The 18262-nt window shown below is 66.5% G+C and carries 17 protein-coding genes; all 17 read right to left on the minus strand.

Going from position 1 to position 18262, the window contains the following annotated elements; translation table 11 throughout:
• Nucleotides 1–3 precede the first annotated feature (3 nt).
• The 17 genes from FJ887_RS04870 to FJ887_RS04950 all read right to left on the minus strand — a co-directional run bounded on the left by FJ887_RS04870 (nucleotide 4) and on the right by FJ887_RS04950 (nucleotide 18259).
• Nucleotides 4–357 (minus strand): hypothetical protein, encoded by a 354-nt coding sequence (locus tag FJ887_RS04870; protein ID WP_140954719.1) that lies wholly within the window; start codon nucleotides 355–357, stop codon nucleotides 4–6.
• Complete coding sequence (locus FJ887_RS04875; protein WP_101624032.1) at nucleotides 354–806, minus strand: hypothetical protein; 453 nt, start codon at nucleotides 804–806, stop codon at nucleotides 354–356. Before FJ887_RS04875 ends, FJ887_RS04870 begins: the two co-directional genes overlap by 4 nt.
• A gap of 17 nt (nucleotides 807–823) precedes the next feature.
• Entirely contained in the window at nucleotides 824–1120 is a 297-nt protein-coding gene (locus tag FJ887_RS04880) for a hypothetical protein (RefSeq protein WP_140954718.1), read from the minus strand.
• Between the two features lie 9 nt (nucleotides 1121–1129).
• Complete coding sequence (locus FJ887_RS04885) at nucleotides 1130–5017, minus strand: hypothetical protein (RefSeq protein WP_140954717.1); 3888 nt, start codon at nucleotides 5015–5017, stop codon at nucleotides 1130–1132.
• Entirely contained in the window at nucleotides 5014–6129 is a 1116-nt protein-coding gene (locus FJ887_RS04890) for a hypothetical protein (protein ID WP_140954716.1), read from the minus strand. The genes FJ887_RS04885 and FJ887_RS04890 overlap by 4 nt, the downstream gene beginning before the upstream one ends.
• Before the next feature lie 10 nt (nucleotides 6130–6139).
• The gene (locus FJ887_RS04895) at nucleotides 6140–7150 is read right to left on the minus strand and encodes a hypothetical protein (protein ID WP_140954715.1); all 1011 of its coding nucleotides are present in this window, start codon (nucleotides 7148–7150) and stop codon (nucleotides 6140–6142) included.
• 12 nt (nucleotides 7151–7162) lie between these two features.
• A complete protein-coding gene (locus tag FJ887_RS04900) occupies nucleotides 7163–8035 on the minus strand; it encodes a hypothetical protein (protein ID WP_140954714.1) in 873 nt (290 codons plus the stop codon).
• Between the two features lie 2 nt (nucleotides 8036–8037).
• Nucleotides 8038–14331 carry a phage tail tape measure protein gene (locus tag FJ887_RS04905; protein ID WP_140954713.1) on the minus strand — a complete coding sequence of 2098 codons (6294 nt, stop codon included), beginning with the start codon at nucleotides 14329–14331 and terminating at the stop codon, nucleotides 8038–8040.
• On the minus strand, nucleotides 14324–14494 hold the full coding sequence (locus FJ887_RS04910; protein WP_181365599.1) for a hypothetical protein: 171 nt from the start codon (nucleotides 14492–14494) through the stop codon (nucleotides 14324–14326). The genes FJ887_RS04905 and FJ887_RS04910 overlap by 8 nt, the downstream gene beginning before the upstream one ends.
• A 209-nt stretch (nucleotides 14495–14703) precedes the next feature.
• The gene (locus FJ887_RS04915) at nucleotides 14704–15243 is read right to left on the minus strand and encodes a hypothetical protein (protein WP_140954712.1); all 540 of its coding nucleotides are present in this window, start codon (nucleotides 15241–15243) and stop codon (nucleotides 14704–14706) included.
• 91 nt (nucleotides 15244–15334) lie between these two features.
• Nucleotides 15335–15844 (minus strand): phage tail tube protein, encoded by a 510-nt coding sequence (locus tag FJ887_RS04920; protein ID WP_140954711.1) that lies wholly within the window; start codon nucleotides 15842–15844, stop codon nucleotides 15335–15337.
• Between the two features lie 8 nt (nucleotides 15845–15852).
• Complete coding sequence (locus FJ887_RS04925) at nucleotides 15853–16137, minus strand: hypothetical protein (RefSeq protein ID WP_140954710.1); 285 nt, start codon at nucleotides 16135–16137, stop codon at nucleotides 15853–15855.
• Nucleotides 16138–16208: 71 nt separating this feature from the next.
• Nucleotides 16209–16628, minus strand: a complete 420-nt coding sequence (locus tag FJ887_RS04930) for a hypothetical protein (RefSeq protein WP_140954709.1) — start codon at nucleotides 16626–16628, stop codon at nucleotides 16209–16211.
• A complete protein-coding gene (locus tag FJ887_RS04935) occupies nucleotides 16625–17002 on the minus strand; it encodes an HK97 gp10 family phage protein (protein WP_140954708.1) in 378 nt (125 codons plus the stop codon). Before FJ887_RS04935 ends, FJ887_RS04930 begins: the two co-directional genes overlap by 4 nt.
• Nucleotides 17003–17012: 10 nt before the next feature.
• Complete coding sequence (locus FJ887_RS04940) at nucleotides 17013–17402, minus strand: DUF6093 family protein (RefSeq protein WP_140954707.1); 390 nt, start codon at nucleotides 17400–17402, stop codon at nucleotides 17013–17015.
• Entirely contained in the window at nucleotides 17399–17809 is a 411-nt protein-coding gene (locus FJ887_RS04945; RefSeq protein WP_140954706.1) for a Gp19/Gp15/Gp42 family protein, read from the minus strand. The genes FJ887_RS04940 and FJ887_RS04945 overlap by 4 nt, the downstream gene beginning before the upstream one ends.
• A gap of 18 nt (nucleotides 17810–17827) precedes the next feature.
• The gene (locus FJ887_RS04950) at nucleotides 17828–18259 is read right to left on the minus strand and encodes a hypothetical protein (protein ID WP_140954705.1); all 432 of its coding nucleotides are present in this window, start codon (nucleotides 18257–18259) and stop codon (nucleotides 17828–17830) included.
• Nucleotides 18260–18262 lie beyond the last annotated feature (3 nt).

An 18262-nucleotide genomic window follows, 5' to 3' on the forward strand; every position in this document is an offset into this window, starting at 1 on the left:
TGGTCAGGTGATGTCGTCGTGAGCGAGACCGTTCTCGGCGAGGCGTTGGCGCAGGCGGTAGTTCGCATCAAGGAGGCCCACGTTCTGACGTTGGAGTTTCTCGATCTGCCCGGTGAACTGTTCCTTGAGATCAGCGATTTTCGTGTTGAAGTTCGCCTCCATCTCCTCGAGCTGGTTCTTGAGCTCGGCGATCTGCGCGGTCGCGTCCTTGTGTCCCTTCTCCGCCTCCTCAGCGCGCTCCTTAAGGCCCCTGCGGCGGCCCTGGACGATGAGAGCGATCGCGAACGCGATGAACCCGGCACCACCACCAGCCTGGACGAGGGCATCGAGCATCGACGGTGGCAGTGTGGGGATCATGCGGGCCGCCCGTCCCGAGCGATCCTCCGGCGCATCTGGTCAACCGTGGCGAGGAACGCGACGAACAGGCAGCCTGCGGTTGCCCACGGGTTGAACGCGTTCCGCAGCCCACCGGCCTCGGTGATGATCGGGAGAGTGCCCTGGAAGATCGCGATACCGTAGACGAACCAGATCGTAGTGATCACCACCTGGGTGGCGAGGATCGCCGATATCCACCGAGAAGCCAACGCGGCGATGAGCAGCATGGAGGCGGTAGCCTGTAGCCACCCCCACATGTTAGCGCCGATGATGTCGGCGTAGGCGTAGATGTCGCTGCTGGTTTCCGGATCGAGGGCGAGGTCGAGTCCGCTGCCCAGTCCCCGTCCGGCGAGGATGATGAGCAGCGCGGTGAGGAGCCATTCTGGGGCTGGTTCGAGCCGGAATTTGACCCGCAGGATGGACAGCAGCATGTACGAGTGCCGGCCCCTCACGGTTTCTCCTCCGTCCACCCTGCACCGCCCGGTTTCAGGGTGTTCCCTGACCTCGTGCTCGTCCAGGTTTTCCCGTCGAGCGTGACCCGCCACCCCTTCGGGTAGGAGGTGGTGGCATCCGCCGGCCGCACCCACTCATCCCCCTCGGTGACACCGTTGGCGGTGAGCACCGACCGAGTGAGCGAGTCGAGGGTCGCACCCGCCTGGGCGAGAGTCCACCGCCGGTTCTGCTCCGCGACCACCTCCGAACGCAGAGCCTCAAGAGCCTGGTCGTCGTGATGGCTGAAATCCATGGTTCCTCCTCAGTCGAGCGGGTAGCTGATCGCGGTCATGTTCACCCACGCACCTGTCGCTCCCGAGGCCCACACGGCCACGGTCCCGTCGGTGCGCACCTCCCAGTACAGGTTCACGGTCGTGTTCGACGCTGCCGACGTCTGATACAGGTGGGGAGGTCGGATCGTCGGAGGCAGAGTCATCACCGTCTGCATGCCCGACCAGGTAAACGAATACTGTCCTCGGAAATAGACGACGCCGTGACGGACCTTGTACTGCCCGTTCGTGCGCTCCGTGAACGGTGCCCGCGGGGCTGGCAGATCAATCCACCCCGTGTCGGCCAGGGGCACGCCTGCAGCAGTCGCTGTTCCGTTGGCATTGAACGCCAGAGTCCCCCACTTGCCGGACCCATCGCCCCTGACTTCGAACATCGGCGTCGTCGACGCGATCGACGATGGGGTGGCCCGCGGATACGTGTTCGCATCCGTTGCTGCCATTCCCGCCGGATCGAAGTAGTGCCAGGTTGCGACCGACTCGTCGGAGCGGAAGTGGGTGAACGTGCGACGGTACTCTGACAGCGCCGGGCGGGTCGCTTTCTTCGCCGTGTACCCGCCGATATTGCCGACGCCCACCGGCAGCGGTGAACCCATCACCTTCAACCGCGAGCGGCGCGGCCACGTGAACCGAGTTCCTGGGCTGATCCGCGAATCGTAGTCAAGCGAACCGTCGTCACCGAGATCGGTCTCCCACGCATACGCCGCCCACCAATCCGGAGAGTCATCACCTGTCGTGGGTGGGGCGTATTCGTTGATACTTCCGGCACCGCCATTGAGAGTGCGGAACTTCCCGTCAGCGAACACGAGCCCGGTGTCGCGGCCGTTCTCAGCGGTCTTCCACGACTTCGCGGGATCCCACACCCCGGACGTGGAGAACGTCACGATCGCGTCCCCGACGTTGCCGGAGGTCTTGCGGACGGTGACGAACGTGCCGCCACCCCAGTCGCCGGGGCCGATGTAGATTCCGCCGACGTCGGACTTCGTTCCGTCCTTGCAGTCGACGGTCGCGATCGTCGCACCGGTCGTCTTGTTGTAGGTGCGCCACAGGAGGTTGCCCCCGTCAGCGCACTGGGCGATGACGACGTTCGTGCCGTCCGTACCGATGCCCGGCTTGTAGGCGAGCGGGTTCGACTTCGACCAGCCGACATCGGTGTACTCCCACTCGCGGAGGAACGCGCCGGCGGTGGAGTACACGCGCAAGAAGTACTTGTACGGGGTGCCGGACTTCTGGCCCAGGAGGAACAGTTCGGAGCCGATCGCGGTGACACCCCCGGAAGCCCAGAACTGGTCCGTTATCGGAATGTTGTCGCCGACGACTCCGGTGGCCGGGTCGATCGAGATGAGGCGGTCGCCCTCGGAAGCGTTGGGGACGTCGACAAACGTCCAGTACTTCCCATCCGCGTAGGCCAGGCCGTAGAGGACTCCACCCTCGGGAGGCGTGAACCCCACCGAGGCCCAGTACGGTTGCACCACCGGGGGCGCGGTCGGGTCCGTGACACCCGCCTCGAGGACGAGCTTCGCCCCCTGCCCGAGCTTGTTGTCCGTGTGCCGGAACTCCGCCGGGCCAGTCGCCACCATGGACTCGGCCTCAAGATCGCCCTTGAACGTCGACCCGTAGGGGGTGAGGCGGACTCGCCAATCGTCGGCGTCGTCGTAGACGGAGAGGCCCGAAGCGTCTTGGGTGACGCGGGCCCCGGTGCGGGCGGTTTGGATGGTGGCACCGGTGATGACCATGCCGTCGATCGCATCGGCCTCGAGCATGCCGGTGCGGATGCGCACGAACTCACCGATCTTCGCCCACAGCTCCTCGCTAGCGGTGATCTTCGACGCTGTCACTGCTCCGGTGAGGATCGCGTTCTCACCGATGAACTCGGTCGCCACGGCCATGCCGGCGACGACCACGTCGGCGAAGAGCTTCCGGACCGTCGCCTGGTCCATGGTGGCGGTGCCGGCGAGGAGCTGTCCGACCTCGATCTTGAGGAACTTCGCGACGTCGGCGGCGATGGTCTGGGCGACGACGGTGGAGAGGGTGGACTGGCCGGTGACGAAGAGGTTCCTGATGTCGGCCTGCTGGATCGACGCTGTCGCCGCGGCGATCTTCTGCACCACAGCCTCAGCCATAGCCGCCAGCCCCGCCTTGAGGTTGCCGACCTCGAGGACTTCGGCTGCGAGGTGCGGGGTCTGGATGCCGCCGGCCTCGATGAGGGTGCCGCCAAGCTGCTCGTAGACCTTGAGTCCCGCGACGCTGTAGGCTGCGGTTCTCTCCGCTCCTGCGGAGTGGTTGAAGTACCAGTTCGCAATCCGAACGGCCGATACGCCGGGTGGCACCACGTTGAACGACACATATCTTGTCCAGGTCGTCGCTACGTTGTTGATGACGAAGGGGTACGACTGATTGCCGACACCGGTCGTCCACGGGTATCCGGATCGACCGAAGTGTTCCCCGGTCTGGTCTCGGAACTCGAGGATGAATCTTGAGCCAGGCTTGTCCGCTTTGAGCCAAACCTCTATGGCGATGCCACGGCCGGGTGTCACAGGTTGCAGCAAGTTGTACGAGAACTTTGCCGTTCCCTGACCGGCGACCGTTTTCACTGATGCTGGGAGTCCGCTTGGAGCGTCTGACGGGTCGAACGTGGCGAGTGCCGACCATCCGACAGCGCTGCCCTTCGACAGGTCTCCGTTCGGGATCAAGTTCCGGTCAGAGCCAATAAGTAGCTTGTCAGCTATCACCGAGCCGACGCGGAGTCGGTTGCCGTCGAGATCCCCGAACGTGCCCGTGCCGATGTCGATCTTCGCGAGCACCGCGGAGGAGAGGATCGTGGAGACCCACACGTTGCCGTTCCACCGCCACGACGAGAGGACAAGCCCGCCCGAGCCCATCGTCGACATGACCTCCCACCGGTCACCCACCACACCCGCATACTGGACGGGCGGGGACGACACGGATTGGGTGATCGAGTTCTTCCCATCCACGCGTGTGCGCACCGTGCTGATGTCACCCTCAAGCGCGGTGCGGGCGTTCGCGAGTGCCTGGTCCATCTGCGACTTCAACTCGGCATCGAAGCGCGCTGCCGCGTCGGCTGCGGACTGGACTGCACCCGAGATTGCTCCCGGCACCGCGGCGAGATCCTGCTCGGCATCGTCGAGGCGGCCCTCCGCGGCGGTGAGATCCTCACGCAGTTTCGGCAGCGTCGTGTCAGCGAGATCGCCGAGAGAGGTCTTGAGCTCGCTGAGCGCAGTCTCGGCGGTGGCGATCTTCTTCGCGAGCTCTTCCTGGCTCCCCTCCAACGCCTGCTTCGCCTGGTCGATGAGTCTCTGCGCCTCATCGATCGCGGCCTGCACGAGATCCCCATACCCGGGAACCTCGACCGTCACGAACCCGGACGCCGGCGAGAGCTTCCCCGCCTGGGACCAGGAGACCAAGCACACCGTCCAGGTGCCCTTCTCGACACCGATCGTGACCTCACCACCCGACGCGGCCACGATGGAATCGCGGGCCGTGGCCCTCGTCGGGACGAACTCGGCGGCGCCGGGCACGGCGTGGATCTCCGTGCGTGACCAATCCGTGGGAGCTACGAGTTCGTCGACGAAGTTCCCATCCCAGCGGGCAACGATCGTGCCGTTGTCGACCGAGACCTGTGGGGCCGAAGGGGTGGGCGGGGTCGGGCCGCCGATCACTGTGACCGTCTGCCGGCCGTCATCCTGCAGCCCGACCATCATCCGCAGATTCCCGTCCGCGTCGTTGACATCGAGAGTGCCGTTCTCCAACGACGAATTCGCCAACTGCGGCCCCGTGGCGAGCGCGCGTTGTGCCTTCTTGAGGTTCTCGATGTCGCGGACCATGCGGTCGAGGGGTCTCACTTGCTCACCTTCTCTGCGCGTCGGACCTGCAGGGTGGTCGTGTTCGTGTTGGGGCGGATCTGGATGCCGAGGATCTTCACCCAGACGCTGTGTCGGCCCTGCCAGCCGTCGGCGGTGTTGATGAGGATGTCGTCACCGACTTGGTAGGAGCCGAGGAGTGCGTTTGGGTGTTGGGCGACGGCGAGGTCGCTGATGTCGTCCTGGCCGGTGCGGGCTCGGCGTTCGGCTGCGGCGCGTTGCCGGGCCGCTGTGGGGGTGGTGATGGATTTGTCGGCGACGACCTCGTAGCGGCCGAGGCGGCCGGGTGCGGGGTCGGCGTCTTCGGCTCGCATCATCTTCTGTCCCTCGCCTGCGCCGAGGACGATGACGTTCGAGGCGTAGGAGTCCGCGTCGGTCTTGAACTGGGGGAGCACGGTGACGTTCTCTCCGACGGTGAACCGGAGGTCGGTGCGGCGAGCGCCGAGGCGTGGGTAGCCGTAGGTGAGGGTGTGGTGGATTCGCGTTTTGTCGGTGTTCCAGGTGTGGGTGAGCGTGTATTCGAAGGGGGCGAGGTCGGCGAGTTCGTCGAACTCTTTCGCGAGGTCGTGGGTTTGCCAGTATGCGAGGACGTAGGGGGTGACCTTCACCGGCGTGGTGGATGGGGGGATGGTGTCGTCGCCGATGAACATGGTGCGGGACTTCGTGGCGCCGTCGAATTCGATGCCGAGGTTGAAGTTCTTGCGGGCTTGGGTGTGGTCCCACAGGTGGCGGGAGACCTTGAGGGGGTCGTCGCGTTCGATGACCTTGTGTCCGGTGTAGGGCATGCCGGTGAGGTACCCGGTGTGGCCGATGCAGTCGAGTCCGAGCTTCGGGCCGTCGGTGTCGATGTTTTCGAGGATGCCGCCGCCGCGGATGAGGCCGTCGACCTCGGCGTAGATGCCGGTGGTGCCGGCCTCGAGGATGAACTGCCCGTTCTGTTTGAGGGAGGGGTGTTCGGGTTCGATGGTGGCTTTGATACCGCCGTGGCCGTTGACGACCTGGTGGATCTCCACGTCGGTCAGTGGCACGTTCGTGTTCAGGAACGTCTCGGTGCCGTCACCGTTGAGTCTGGTTGCGAGGTAGCGCCATGTCATGGGCGTGTGCTCACTCGGTGGACGGGTCGGGTTCTTCGAGGAACGTCACCTTCAGCGACAGGCCGGAGAGGCCGTCCATGCGCACGACGCCGGTGGCGGTCGAGGAGTCGTGGCGACGGGCTCGGAACGCGAACGTCATCATCTGTCCGCGCATCGACGAGCTGATGGTGCGGTAGTCCGACATCAACCACGGCTGCCTCTGAATGTTGCCCTCGGCGGCGTCGAACGCGAACTCCTGCGTGCTGTGCGGGAACGGCTGGCCCGAGTAGTTGCCCTCGGCGGAGGAGGGGCCGTAGTTGATCCAGTACCGTCCCCACACGTTCGCCGCCGAGTAGCGGACCTGGTACCAGGCGGGTTCGACGACCATCGCCGTCGCCCAGGCCGGGCAGAAAATCTGCTGACGGGCACCGGTCGGGGTGCCGTCGCCGGGGAACCACTCGCCGGCCGACGTCTTCGAGTTCAACGCCATGCCCTGATCGGAGGCCACCGAGGCGCGGGACCGGTTGACGACGAGGATGCGAGGGTTCGCCATTTCCCGAATGTCTGTGAGCATCGCATTCGTGATGGTCGCCGTGTTCGCCGGCTGGTTGAGCTTCTTCAACGGCACATACGGCACCGTCGTCGGCAGCGCACCCACCCACTCGTAGAAGTTGCGGGGGTCGGTGGCAGGGTTCGCCGGCTTCGGTCCCTCGTACTGCTCATCTTTGATCCGGATGATGAGGTACCGCACCGCGCCACCCGATGACCCGGTGGCCGGCACAGGGAAGTCCGTCGACGAGGTCTCACGCACCGCATAGGACTGGCCTGCACCGCCCGGGCCGAGGTAGTCGTTCGGGGTGACACCGGCCCCGGCGTGGATGCGCACCGCACCGCCCGGGGTCGGCAGCGCGGAGACCCGCAGGTCACGAGGAGCCATGATGCCGCGGCCGCCGTTCGTCGCCGCGTACAGGGCGAGGCGAGCGCCTTCGACTTCGTTCTCGGCGCCGCCGCCGATCGCCCAGGGGATGTTCTGCAAGGCCATGAGTGATCTCCCTCAGAGTGTGGTGATGGTGGGCCGCCACGTGAGAGTGACGGTGGAGGTGCCGGACTGGTCCTCGCCGGTGAACTTGATCTCCGAGGGACCGGGCGGGATCGTGATGTCATCGAGGCGGGTGCCCGGGCTGATGAGGCCGGCCGCGGAGGTGCCGGTGTCCCAGAGGACTGTTCGCCGGCGGGTGTCGAGGATGATGGAGCGGTCATACGGCAGGTTCTGGGTGACCCCGAACCGCCACCCGGGGCCGGTGACGACGGCCTTGCTGACGGGGCCGTGGACCTCGACGAGCACGTCGTGGGTGGGAGTGGTGCCGCCGCCGTCGGAGATGATGCCCTGCCGGGTGCCGCCCTGCGTGGTGCCCCAGGGGAAGACGATCGGGAACACGAAACCCCCGGCCCGGCCGGGGGTCATCGTCATCTTGAGCTGCCTGGACACGCCGTCGACAAGGTCCGGTGACGACGGTTGGAACGTACCCTCGGCCTTGAGGGTCTCGAGGACGAAGAGGTCCGAGGGGTCGGTGAGCTTGAGGTCGCGGGGGCGGCCGTAGATGCGGCGGACCGTGTCGTGCAGCGCGAAGTCGAGCGGCACCTCGTCACCCGGGTCGCGCACGTCCGGGGCCTCCCACGCCTTGACGAGGGCGAAGTAGTTCTCCGCGGCCTCGGCGGGGTCCGCTCCGGTGATCGTGAACTTCAACCCCCACGGTTTGACGTCCTTGTAGTCGCGTCCGAAGAACACGCCCGCGGCGACGGGGTTGAGGACATCCTGGTCACGCCACACCAGGCCCGGCGTTTCGATGCCGTTCAGATACACGGGCCGGTCGGGTCCGAACCGGTACCCGCGCAGATCGAACTCAGAATGGGACAGGGTCGGCATGGTCAACTCCCGAGGAGGGTCGAGGAACGGGCGAGGGTGCGCTTCGCGTCGGTGTAGCCACTCGCGACCGCGGAATGGACGAACCCAGTCATCTGTTGCCCATCGACGGACACGGTGATCTGGACGCCGTCGAGGAGACCCGCGATGTCGGCCTTCGTCATCTGGCCGGCCGCCGCCGCGGCGATCGCGGCCACGGAGGCGTCGTCGAGGCCGATCGTCGAGGGCACACCGCGCATCACCTGGTTCTCGATCGCCACGGACTCCTTGTGCGGCATGACCTGCTCGCCGCCGGCGAAGTTCACGACCTTCGACCCGTCGCCGCCGAGGCGCGCCCACTTGCCGAACCGGTCACGGACGAGCTCGAAGCCGTCCTCCCCGACCTCGGCGAGACCCGGGATCGCGGCGAGGGTGCCGTCGGCGTAGCCGTGGCCCTTGCCGATGAAGTCGAGCATGTTCCAGCCGCGGCGCTTCGCCTTGTACTTCGCCCAGTTCATGCCGGCGACGAGATTCGCGAGGGGGTGCGTGCGATCGTTGGGCAGCGACTTGTCGCGGAAGGCGGCGAACGTGCCCGGGATGACCTGCACGAGACCCATCGCCTCGTTGCCACCCGAGTTCACGTCGCGCACCTGCTGGCGGATGCTCGGGTTGCCACCGGACTCGGACTTGATCTGCCGCAGCCACGCGTTCACGTAGTCATCGGTGGTGGGCAGACCGACACGCTTGAGGGCCTGGATGACCGTGTCACGCCACCGTTCGACCCCGGACCCGCCGGGCATGACGAACGTCTGCGACTTCCCGAACTCGGCGGCCTTCTTCACCAGGCCCTCGGCAGCGCGGGACATGATGCCGCGGCCCATCTGACCGGCCAGCCCTGCGGGGAGCTTCGGCGCGAACTTTCCGTAGATGTCGGTGGAGAGCTTCTGCGCGGCCCGACGGTATGCCTTCTCGAGGTTCGCACCGGGGTCGACGTTCGCACGCTCGAGGAACGGGTGCGAGGGTGGCATGAACTCGTCGCCACCTGTGAACGCGCCCGGGGTCATGTCGGCACCGGCACCACCGGGGACGGCACGGTTTGCCCAGTGCACATGGTTCCAGTGGATCTTCCGCACCGCACCGGAGTAGGTGTAGGGGCGGCCGTTTTTGATCTGACGTCCACCCGCCGGGGAGTAGATGATCTCGTTGGAATTGCGGTAGTTGTTGTAGAGGAAATCGAAGATCTGCCGCATCGGCCCGCCGAGGTCGACCGCCATTCCTCGCGAGTGATACGAGGTGTTGCCCGACACTGTGGTCGCCCCACCGCGGTAGGCGGAGTTGAGAGTCGCGGACGGGAACTTGCTCTTGACGATGCCCCACAGGCCCCGCCACACACCGCCGTCGGCGAAGTGCTCGGCCTGCATCTCGTAGAGGTCATCGAGGCGACCCTCCCGGGCGGCACGGTTCTGGGCCTTGATTCCGGCCTCGCCGCCCATCGCTTTCGTCCACTCGGGCACCATGAACGCCTCACCACCGGAGAGGTCGATGCGCCCACCCGTCGGAGAGTAGAACTGGTGGATGTCCTGCCCAGGCGAGTACCCGGGCAGGGTGCCCCCGTCGGCGTACTTCAGCTTCGCCGGGGCCTTGAGCTTCACCCCGACTTCAGCGAACGCAGCGTTGACCGCCGAGGCGAACCCGCCGAGGACACTGATCGTGCGATTCAGGGAGTCCCCGACGTCGCCGGGGGTGCGGCCCATCGTCCGGTCGATGCCCGCGCGCATCCCCTCGAAGCTGTCGCGACCACTGCGGCTGATCGAGGAGAACCCGCTATCGGTGGTGCGTTCGAGCTCGCCGAGGCGGCCGGACACGTCCCGGTCCATGCCGCGCATCGTCGAATCCACACCCGAACGCATCCACGCCACCGAGGCGGCAGTCTGGTCGTTCATCGCCCTCCACCCGTCACGCTGGGTGGTGGCCATGCTGGAGAGGTTCCTCGCCTGATCCCCAGCCATAGTCGTCAGATTCGACCAGTGGTTCGCAGTCATCGCCTGCAGCGACGACGCCTGATTCGTCGACATCGCCACGAGGTTCGCCGACTGAGTCTCGGACATGGCCGTCATCGCGGTCAGGGTGGACTCCTGACGGGCCGTCAGCGACGCATCGGTGTCAGCGGTCATCTGCAGGTACGCGGCGGCTGTGAGGGCCTGCATGGACGTCAGCGCGTCCGTCGTCGTCGCGACCGTGTCATCCCACGACACCTCCGCGCCGGCCTGCGACCCCGCCAAGTCCGTCGGCGCCGGCACCGCGGCGGCCGCAACCGGACCAGAGGCGAGCGCCGAGGTGTCCGTGGTCGCGGCGACGTCGAGGGGGATCGGGCCGAGCCCGGTGAGCGGGGGTACGGCGGCGAGGCCGAGCTGGGCGGCGGTGTCCTCGATGGTGGCGAGCGAGTCGATCAGGGCGTTGTTGAGACCGGCGGCGGTGTCGAGGCCGCGGGCGTACATGACCGTGGACGGGGACTTGATGCCGAGGGCGCGTTTGAGGGAGTTCTCCATGCCGCGAGCGATGCGCTCGATCGTCTTCTCCACGGCCTTCTGCTGGGATTCGAGGCCCTTGACGAGGCCCGCGGCGGCGTTGACGCCGCCCTTGTAGAACCCCTCGGTGACGTAGGCGCCGGCCTGGTCGGCGTACTTCGCGATGTCCTTGTAGGAGGCGTTGATCGAGCGGACGTCGGAGCCGGTGCCTTTGAGGAGTTCGTCGGCCATGGTGATCGACTCGTCGATGGACCCGGCCTGGGCGACTTCTTGAAGGATCGCGCCCGAGTAGCCCATGCGCTGAAGGCGCTTGAGTTTGTCGGAGAGGTCACGGACGCGTTTGGCTGCGGCCGCGGCGTTCGTGCGCACCCCGGACACGCCCTGCGTCTGCTGCCACACGCCGGCCTTGTTCTGTGCCCACTGGGAGTCGACGTCGAGCGTGTATGCCTTGTTCTGGATCGACGAGGACACGGAGTTCTGGATCTGCTTGAGCTCGTCGAGCTTGTCCTTCGCCTTGGTCGTGCGCTCCTCGAGCTTCTCCAAGGACCCGTACAGCGACTTCAGCGACTTCTCGTACTGGCGGGCGTCGATGCCTGCGCGGCGGCGAGCGCCCCCGGAGAGGTCCTTGTTGTCGGCGAGCGCCTGAAGCCGGTCGACGGCAGAGTATGCACCGGAGAGACCGCCGGTGACCTGCTGGCGGACGTCGCCGCGGCGGAGGTCGGTGCGGAGGTCGGTGCGGAGTTCTCCTATCCGGGCTTGGCGTTCGCGTTCCTCCTTGGCGCGCTCCTTCGCGAGCTTCGCAGCCTGCTCGGCGGCTTTCGACTCGTCTTTCGACGCGGTGAGCTGCTTCTTCGCGGTCGCGAGCGCGTCTTCGGCGACCCGAACCCGTTTCGCCGCCGCGGCCTTGGCCGACTTCGACTTCGCGTCCTGCTTCGCACGACGAGCGGTCTTGAGATCATCTGAGGCGAGATCGACGCGGCGTTGCGCCGAGGCGATACCGCCCTTCGCCATGGGGAGCGCCCCCGGCATGCGCTGCAGCGCCTCGGCGAGGATCTTCCACGACCGGCGCGAACCATCGAGCGGGACGTATGCTTCGTCGACGTCCATGCGGTCGCCGACGACCCGCCACGTGTTCGGAGGCACCATCTCGGCGATCGGGGACATGGGTCGCAGACCACCAGTGGCCATGTACTCGAGAATTCCGCCGTCGGCTTTGAACTTCTGGACGCCAGAGTTCTTCGGGTCGGAGGAGTAGACCTTCTCGTTGCCCTCCTGACGGACGTAGACCTCGTTGACCTTCACCCAGACGTTCTTGTCCTTGACCTTGTCCAGGGCCTCCTGCACCGAGGTGATGCCGTCGAGAGCCGCGTCGATGCCCAGGGCCTTGACGCGGGTGCGTACCTCCTCAGGTGTCATGAGCACCTGGTCGGCGTAGGCCTCGGCCTCGGACTTCGTCATGCCGAAGCTGCGCGCGGTGCGCACCAGCTCCTCACGGGAGGTCTGCAGCGACGACCGCAACTGTTCAGCCGAGGCACCGTTCTCCGCCATGGACGCGGCGGCCTCGTTGGCGGACTGCGCGATTCCGTCGAGCGCGTCCTGGTTGTCGCGGCCCTTCTGCGTGGTGATGTCGAGAGTCTTCCCGTTCTTCTCCAACGCCTCGGTGGCCGTGTCGAGGGACTCCTGGAACGCACGCTGAGCTTCACGCTCGCTCAGCGTCGCCGAACCGAACCCGCGGATCTCCTCGGCGAGCTCGGAGATCTTGTCGCCCGTCGACTGTGCCTGGACGCCCAGCTCGGTGAGCTTCTGCGCCTGCTCGTCCGAGGCCGCGCCGGCCGCGAGCATCTCCGGCGTGATCTCACCAGTCGCGATCTTCATCAGTGTCTGATCGTCAGTGGCCTGACCGGCGGCGAGCGCGATGTTCGTCAGGTGGTCGCGGTACTGGGGGAACTTCTCGAACGTGGTCTGCAGGTCGACGTCGGAGCGTTTGGCTTCGTCGGCGATCGCGGCGAAGCCCTGCTGGGCGGTTTCGAGGCCGCCGGAGGAGACGAGATCGGAGAGGGCTTTGTCGGTGGCCTCGATGTTCTCGTTGGCCTTCGAGATGTCCGACTGGGTGTTGGTGAGCTTGTCCATCCACACGGTGAACCCGGCACCGGCGGCGGTGGTGCGTTCGAGGGCGTCACCCCAGTTGTTGATCTCGTCTCCAGTGCTGGACCAGAACCCCTGCGTGTTCTCCCACATCTTCGGGTCGAGGATGGTGTCCTTGACGCCGGTCTTCTCCGGGTTCTGCAGCTGCACGAGCGCGGCCGTCATCTCGGCGCTGGTGGTGGTGCCCTGCTTGAGGACAGCGGTGAACGCGGCACCGGTGAGCTGGGCGGCGGCGAACGCGGCACCGACGACGGCGATCGCTTTGCTCATCGAGCTGAGGCCGCCAGCGACCTGCGGGTGCTCGCGGTTGAGGGTCTTGAACCCGTCGATGACGTCGAAGACCTTCGGGGCGAGGAGGAGGAACCCGCCGCCGGCGAGGCCCGCGGCACCGGCGAGGCCACCGATGCCGGCCGCGGCCTGCTGGACGGGTTGGGGCAGGTCGGAGATCCAGTTCGCGAAGCCGGCGACACCGTCGGCGGCACCGGCGACGGCGGGGAGGAACACGTCGCCGAAGCTGATCGCGGAGTCCTTGATCGCGTTCCCGGCGATGCGCACCCTCGACTCGGCGGTGTCGTAGCGTTTGTTCGCCTCCTCCATCAGCGCGATCCCGCGCGCATACTCCTCATTGCCGGTGGCGAGAGCTTGCTTGAGGACGTCGGATGCGCCGGAGAGACGGAGCAGGGCGTCAGACTCGCGGATGCCGGTGATGCCGAGCTGGGTGAGGGTGCCGTTGACGTTCTCGCCGTTGGCTTGGGCTTCGCCGAGGCCGGCGATGAACGTCTGCAGGGCACCGGAGGCGTTGTCGCGCCACGCGGCGGAGAACTGGTCAGACGACATGCCGGCGGTCTTCGCGAACGTGTCGAGCTTGTCGCCGCCACCGGAGACCTCGTCGCCGATCTTTTTCATGACCATGGAGATCGCGGTGCCACCGGCCTCGGCGTCGATGCCGACGGAGGAGAGTGCTGCGGCGAGGCCGAGGACGTCGCCCTCGGTCATGCCGGCTTGGCGGCCGGCGCCGGCGATGCGCATCGCCATTTCCACGATCTCGCGTTCCGTGGTGGCGAAGTTGTTGCCCAGGCCGACGACGGCGGCGCCGAGGCGGCCCACGTCCTTCTGGTTGGTGCCCATGATGTTGGAGAACCGGGCCAGGGAGCTCGCGGCCTCTTCGGCGGAGAGGTTCGTCGACTCGCCCATATCGATCATGGTCTTGGTGAACATGAGGACGTTGCCGGTCTTGACGCCCAACTGGCCGGCGGCCTCAGCGACGGCGGCGATCTCCGTGGTCGAGGCTGGCAGTTCCTTGCGTGCGAGGTTGCGCAGGCCCTGTTCGAGGCCCGACAACTGCCGTTCGGTGCCGTTGACCGTCTTCGTGACACCCGCCCAATCGGACTGCCACTGCATGGCTGCGCGACCGGCCATGCCGAACCCGACCGCTACAGCACCACCAAAGCCGACCGCGGCAGTGCCGGCGGCCTGCCACGCCTGAGGGTGTTCCTTGGCTGACTTCTCCAACCCGGCCAGACCTACGCGGGCCTTGGCGATGCCACCGCGCTCAAGGTCGAGCAGGGCGGACTTCGCCAGGCGCGCCCCGGTCACGATTCCCGTCGAGTCGAGGGTCATCCGCCAGGCAACGGAACGATCAGCCACTGGTCACCTCCTCAGGGGTGGGTTGGAGTCCGACAGACCACACGAGGGCGTCAGGGACGTCGTACTCGCGGTCCTTCTGGTACTGGCGCAGCGCCGTCGTCGCGTGACACCGGGCTGGGGGATTGGGGACGAACTTGCCGACGTTCTCCAAGGCCTGGCACACGGCCTTCTCGTACCCGCAGATCGGGCACAGACCCGCCCGGTACTCGGCGAGGGAGAGGAACCAGTCACGCTGGGTGTCGTCCCATTCCGGTTCCGCCTGGGACGAGAGGAGCCGACCATCGTCGTCGTAGACGTAGGTGATGGTCGGCTCCCAACCGTTGAACCGTTTGATGCTGATGCCGAGGCGTTCAGCCGCCTCGACCTCGCGTCTCAGCTGCGGTTCACGGCGGAGGCGGTCTGTGAGAAAGGGACCGCGGTGGCCTGCCGGTTGATGCCGATGAGTGCTGAGGTGAAGTCGGAGTACTGGGCGTCGGTGAACTCCTCGGACACCTCCGCCCAGTCGTCACCGGTGAAGTCGACCTTCTTGTTCGTGCCCTTCTTCCACGCCGCGACAATCGAGCGCGGCATGGCAGCGTCAGCGAACGTGTCCGTATTGAACCCGAAGTGGCCGTCGACGTCGTTGTCCTCGCGTGCCGGGTGGGCCGCGACGAGCTCGGCATACTCGGAGCGTTTGAGGGCCTTGAGCTTCACGCACACCGTCGACTCGTCCATCTGGGCTTCGAGGTCAGCGATCTTCTTCGCGACCTTGCGCATGTCCGCGGAGTACGGGTTGTTCAACCGCTCGGCGGCGGTGGTGAGCCGGTTGAGGCGGTCGAGTTCCTCCCGCGCGGCCTGATGGTCGGCGAGCAGGTCGAGGTTCGTGACGAGGTCGACAACGGCGGTGGGACGAGTGATTCCAAGCTTCGACATGATGTGTTCTCCCGTTCCTCCCGTGAGTGATGAATGGAGACCTGTCCCCGCGCGGACGGGAGTGCCGCGCGGGGACAGGTGGTAGGGACGGTCAGGCCGCGATCGCGACGTCGGTGCGGACGTCAGCGAAGATGAACTGCGGGATCGTGGACCGGGTGACAGAGTTCGCCTCGGGTGCGAGGAGCTGCTTCTCCCCGGCAGTCGCCGGGTAGATCGAGACCTTCTGACCGGCCGCGAACGGCTCCTCGTAGGGGACGCCGATGCGCTCGACGAAGTAACCCTGCGAGCGCTCCGTGATCGTCTCGACGGCCTCGTTCGCGTCCGTCGCGTTGTCCGAGTTGGTGTTGTCGATGACGGTGATCGACAGGCCCGGAGTCTTCCGGCCCGGGCGACCGAACTCCTGCCGGGAGCACAGGCGCGGATCAGCGATCGTCGCCTGTTCCTTCGTCGGGTTCCACCCGTCACCGGTCAGGTAGCAACTGATGTCGAGGGCACCATCCGCGTTGAGCTCGGAAAGTTTCGGAGCGGTGGTGTCGGCGATCGCCGGGACGTAGACGACCTTGAAGTTGCCGTCCGCCGGCGTCGATGGAATTTCAGCCATGACTGGCCTCACTTTCTTGAGTTGGCCCGAGCCGGCTTCGACTCAGGGGATTCAGTGGCGTCGGCGGATGCCTTGGCCTGACCGTCCGACTCCTGGCTGTCGCCGGACGAGTCCCGGTCAGCGGAGCTGGACCGCTTCGCGGGGACGTGATGTTTCGGCGGCCGCGGGGCGCGGGCGCGCGGGTAGCGGTCGTCGTTGAGCAGCTCGAACGCGGAACCGATGCGGGGATCGTCTTCCCGCACATCGAACTGATGCTTCGTTGAGGTGTCCTTGACGCGGACGAAGTAGGGCATGAGGCGGACCTTTCGGGTATGACGAAGGCCCCGAACCGGGTCGGTGCGGGGCCTTACAGGGTCGGGGGCGGTCAGTGCTGGGTAGCGGTGAGCTCGTACTCGAGCACCGTGAACACGGGATGCCGATTCGCCGTCGTCAGGGTCATCGAGTCGTCCTCGGCGATCTCCCTGGCGTTGACGAGATCCAACGGCGATGTCGACCACCCCTCCGCGATGGGGCGAGCGCCCTGGATGTGCGGGTCGAGGTTGGCGACGATGGTGCGCACCGAGGTGTAGGTGATGCCGGCGACGGTGACCTTGACGCGGACTCGTTGTCCGAGTCGGGTGCGGGCGAGTGATCGTGAACGGGTGTTGGGGATCTGAACGCGGGCGACGGTCCAGGGGAAAAGGGTGTCGAGGTACTGGCCTTTCTCGTTCGGCTTCACGGCCTCGAAGTGGGTGTCCTCGGGGAAGAGTGCTTCGATCGCGTCGGTGAGGGCGAGGAGGCTCACAGCAGGCCTCCGAGGCGTTGGAGGTAGTCGTCGATGACGTCGAGTTCGCGTTCGACTGGGCCGTCGAAGTCGAGGGTGCCGCCGCCACCGTTCGCCCCGCCGAAGTAGCCGATGTTGGCGAGCTTGCCGGCGTCATCGCGGTCCTTGTCGGGGCCGAGCTCGATCTCGACGCTGGTCGCGGTGCGGCGCTTGTCGAAGCTGATCGAGCGGGCGATCTGCTTGAAGTGGGGGGACTTCTGGGCGTCGGCCTGCAGGTTCTTCCGGGCCTCGACCGCGCCCTTGGTGACGATCGCTTCACCCTCGACGCGGACTGCGGTCTCGAACCGGTCGAGAGCGTCGATGAGCTTCTGAGTCTCCGAGGTGTCGATGGGCACTGGGTCCTCCTCAGTCCGCGATGTAGTCGACGAACACCCTGTATGCGGTGGCGAACGTCTTGAACGGGGCCTCGGAGACCAGACGCAGTTGGCGGCCAACCAGGAGTGGGTCGATGGTGGAGGTGACGATCTCGGCGACGTCGCCAACGTTGATCCGGTACGCACCGACGGGCAGGTGGATCGAGAGGCGCTGCACCGTGTACTGGACGCCGGCGGTGTCGCGGGACTGCTCGTAGCCCTCGTAGGACTGCAGCTTGCACTTCCCGGCGTACACGGCCTCGGTGAGCGGGGTGACCTTGCCCGTGATCCGGTCGGTTCGCTCGCCGGTGATGCGGCGGATGATGACGTGGTCGACCATCATCCGTTCGGCGAGGGCACGACCGGCACGGAGCGCGCTCATGGCCACCGGTCCGGCCACACTTCCGCGAACCCCGGGCGGGGCTGCATCATGATCGAGAACGCCTCAGACCCCTCGGTGCCCGGGCCGAGCTCCTCCCACTCATCAGCGGTCGGCTTGAGGTCGGCGCGGGCCGCCTCGGAGCCGAGGCCGTAGGAGTAGTCGTCGATGCGTTCGTTCTGCTTGCCGTCAGGGTTCTTGACCTTGCGGCCGACGACCTGGGCGACGATCTTCGTGACCAGCGCCGAGTACACCGGGTCGGTGGTGACTCGCACCGCGAGGTCGGGGATGCGGGACTGGATGGTGGCTTCCACGTCCGCGATCCACGCGTTGACCTGCTCGATCTCGACCGCATCGTCGATGCGGCGGCCGAGGCGGGTCTGCACGTCTTGGAGATTCGCGAAAGCCATACCATCCAGTCCCTTCACTCAGTTCTCGACGAGCTCACGGATCTCATTGCGGTTGAGACCCTCGAGCTCGTCCTCGGTGTGTCCGGTGGCGAGTGCGTAGTCGCGCCATGCCTGCGCCGAACCGTTGCCGCCGGGCTTCACTGCGGCGCCGGGGTGCTCTTCGTCGGAGTCCTCGTCACCAACGGTGTCGGGATCGTCCTCAGGGTCGGGCCCGGAATCGCCGGCGGGGGTGCCGCCGGCTGTGGACTCTCCGGCGCCGGTCGAATCGTCACCGTTGCCTGTCGACTCATCGTCGCTGGCCGGCGTCTCCTCTTCGTCGGCCACGCGGTAGCCGTGGCGGGAGAAGTAGGCGAGCGCCGCGGCGTCGTCGGTGTGGCCTTCACCGTCAGTGAAGGCCACACCAGCGACGATTCCCGTGTACCCCTTGACGGGGGTGGTCACGCGCTTCATGCG

It is taken from the genome of Brevibacterium sp. XM4083 (assembly GCF_006489205.2).
In the GTDB taxonomy this organism is placed as follows: domain Bacteria; phylum Actinomycetota; class Actinomycetes; order Actinomycetales; family Brevibacteriaceae; genus Brevibacterium.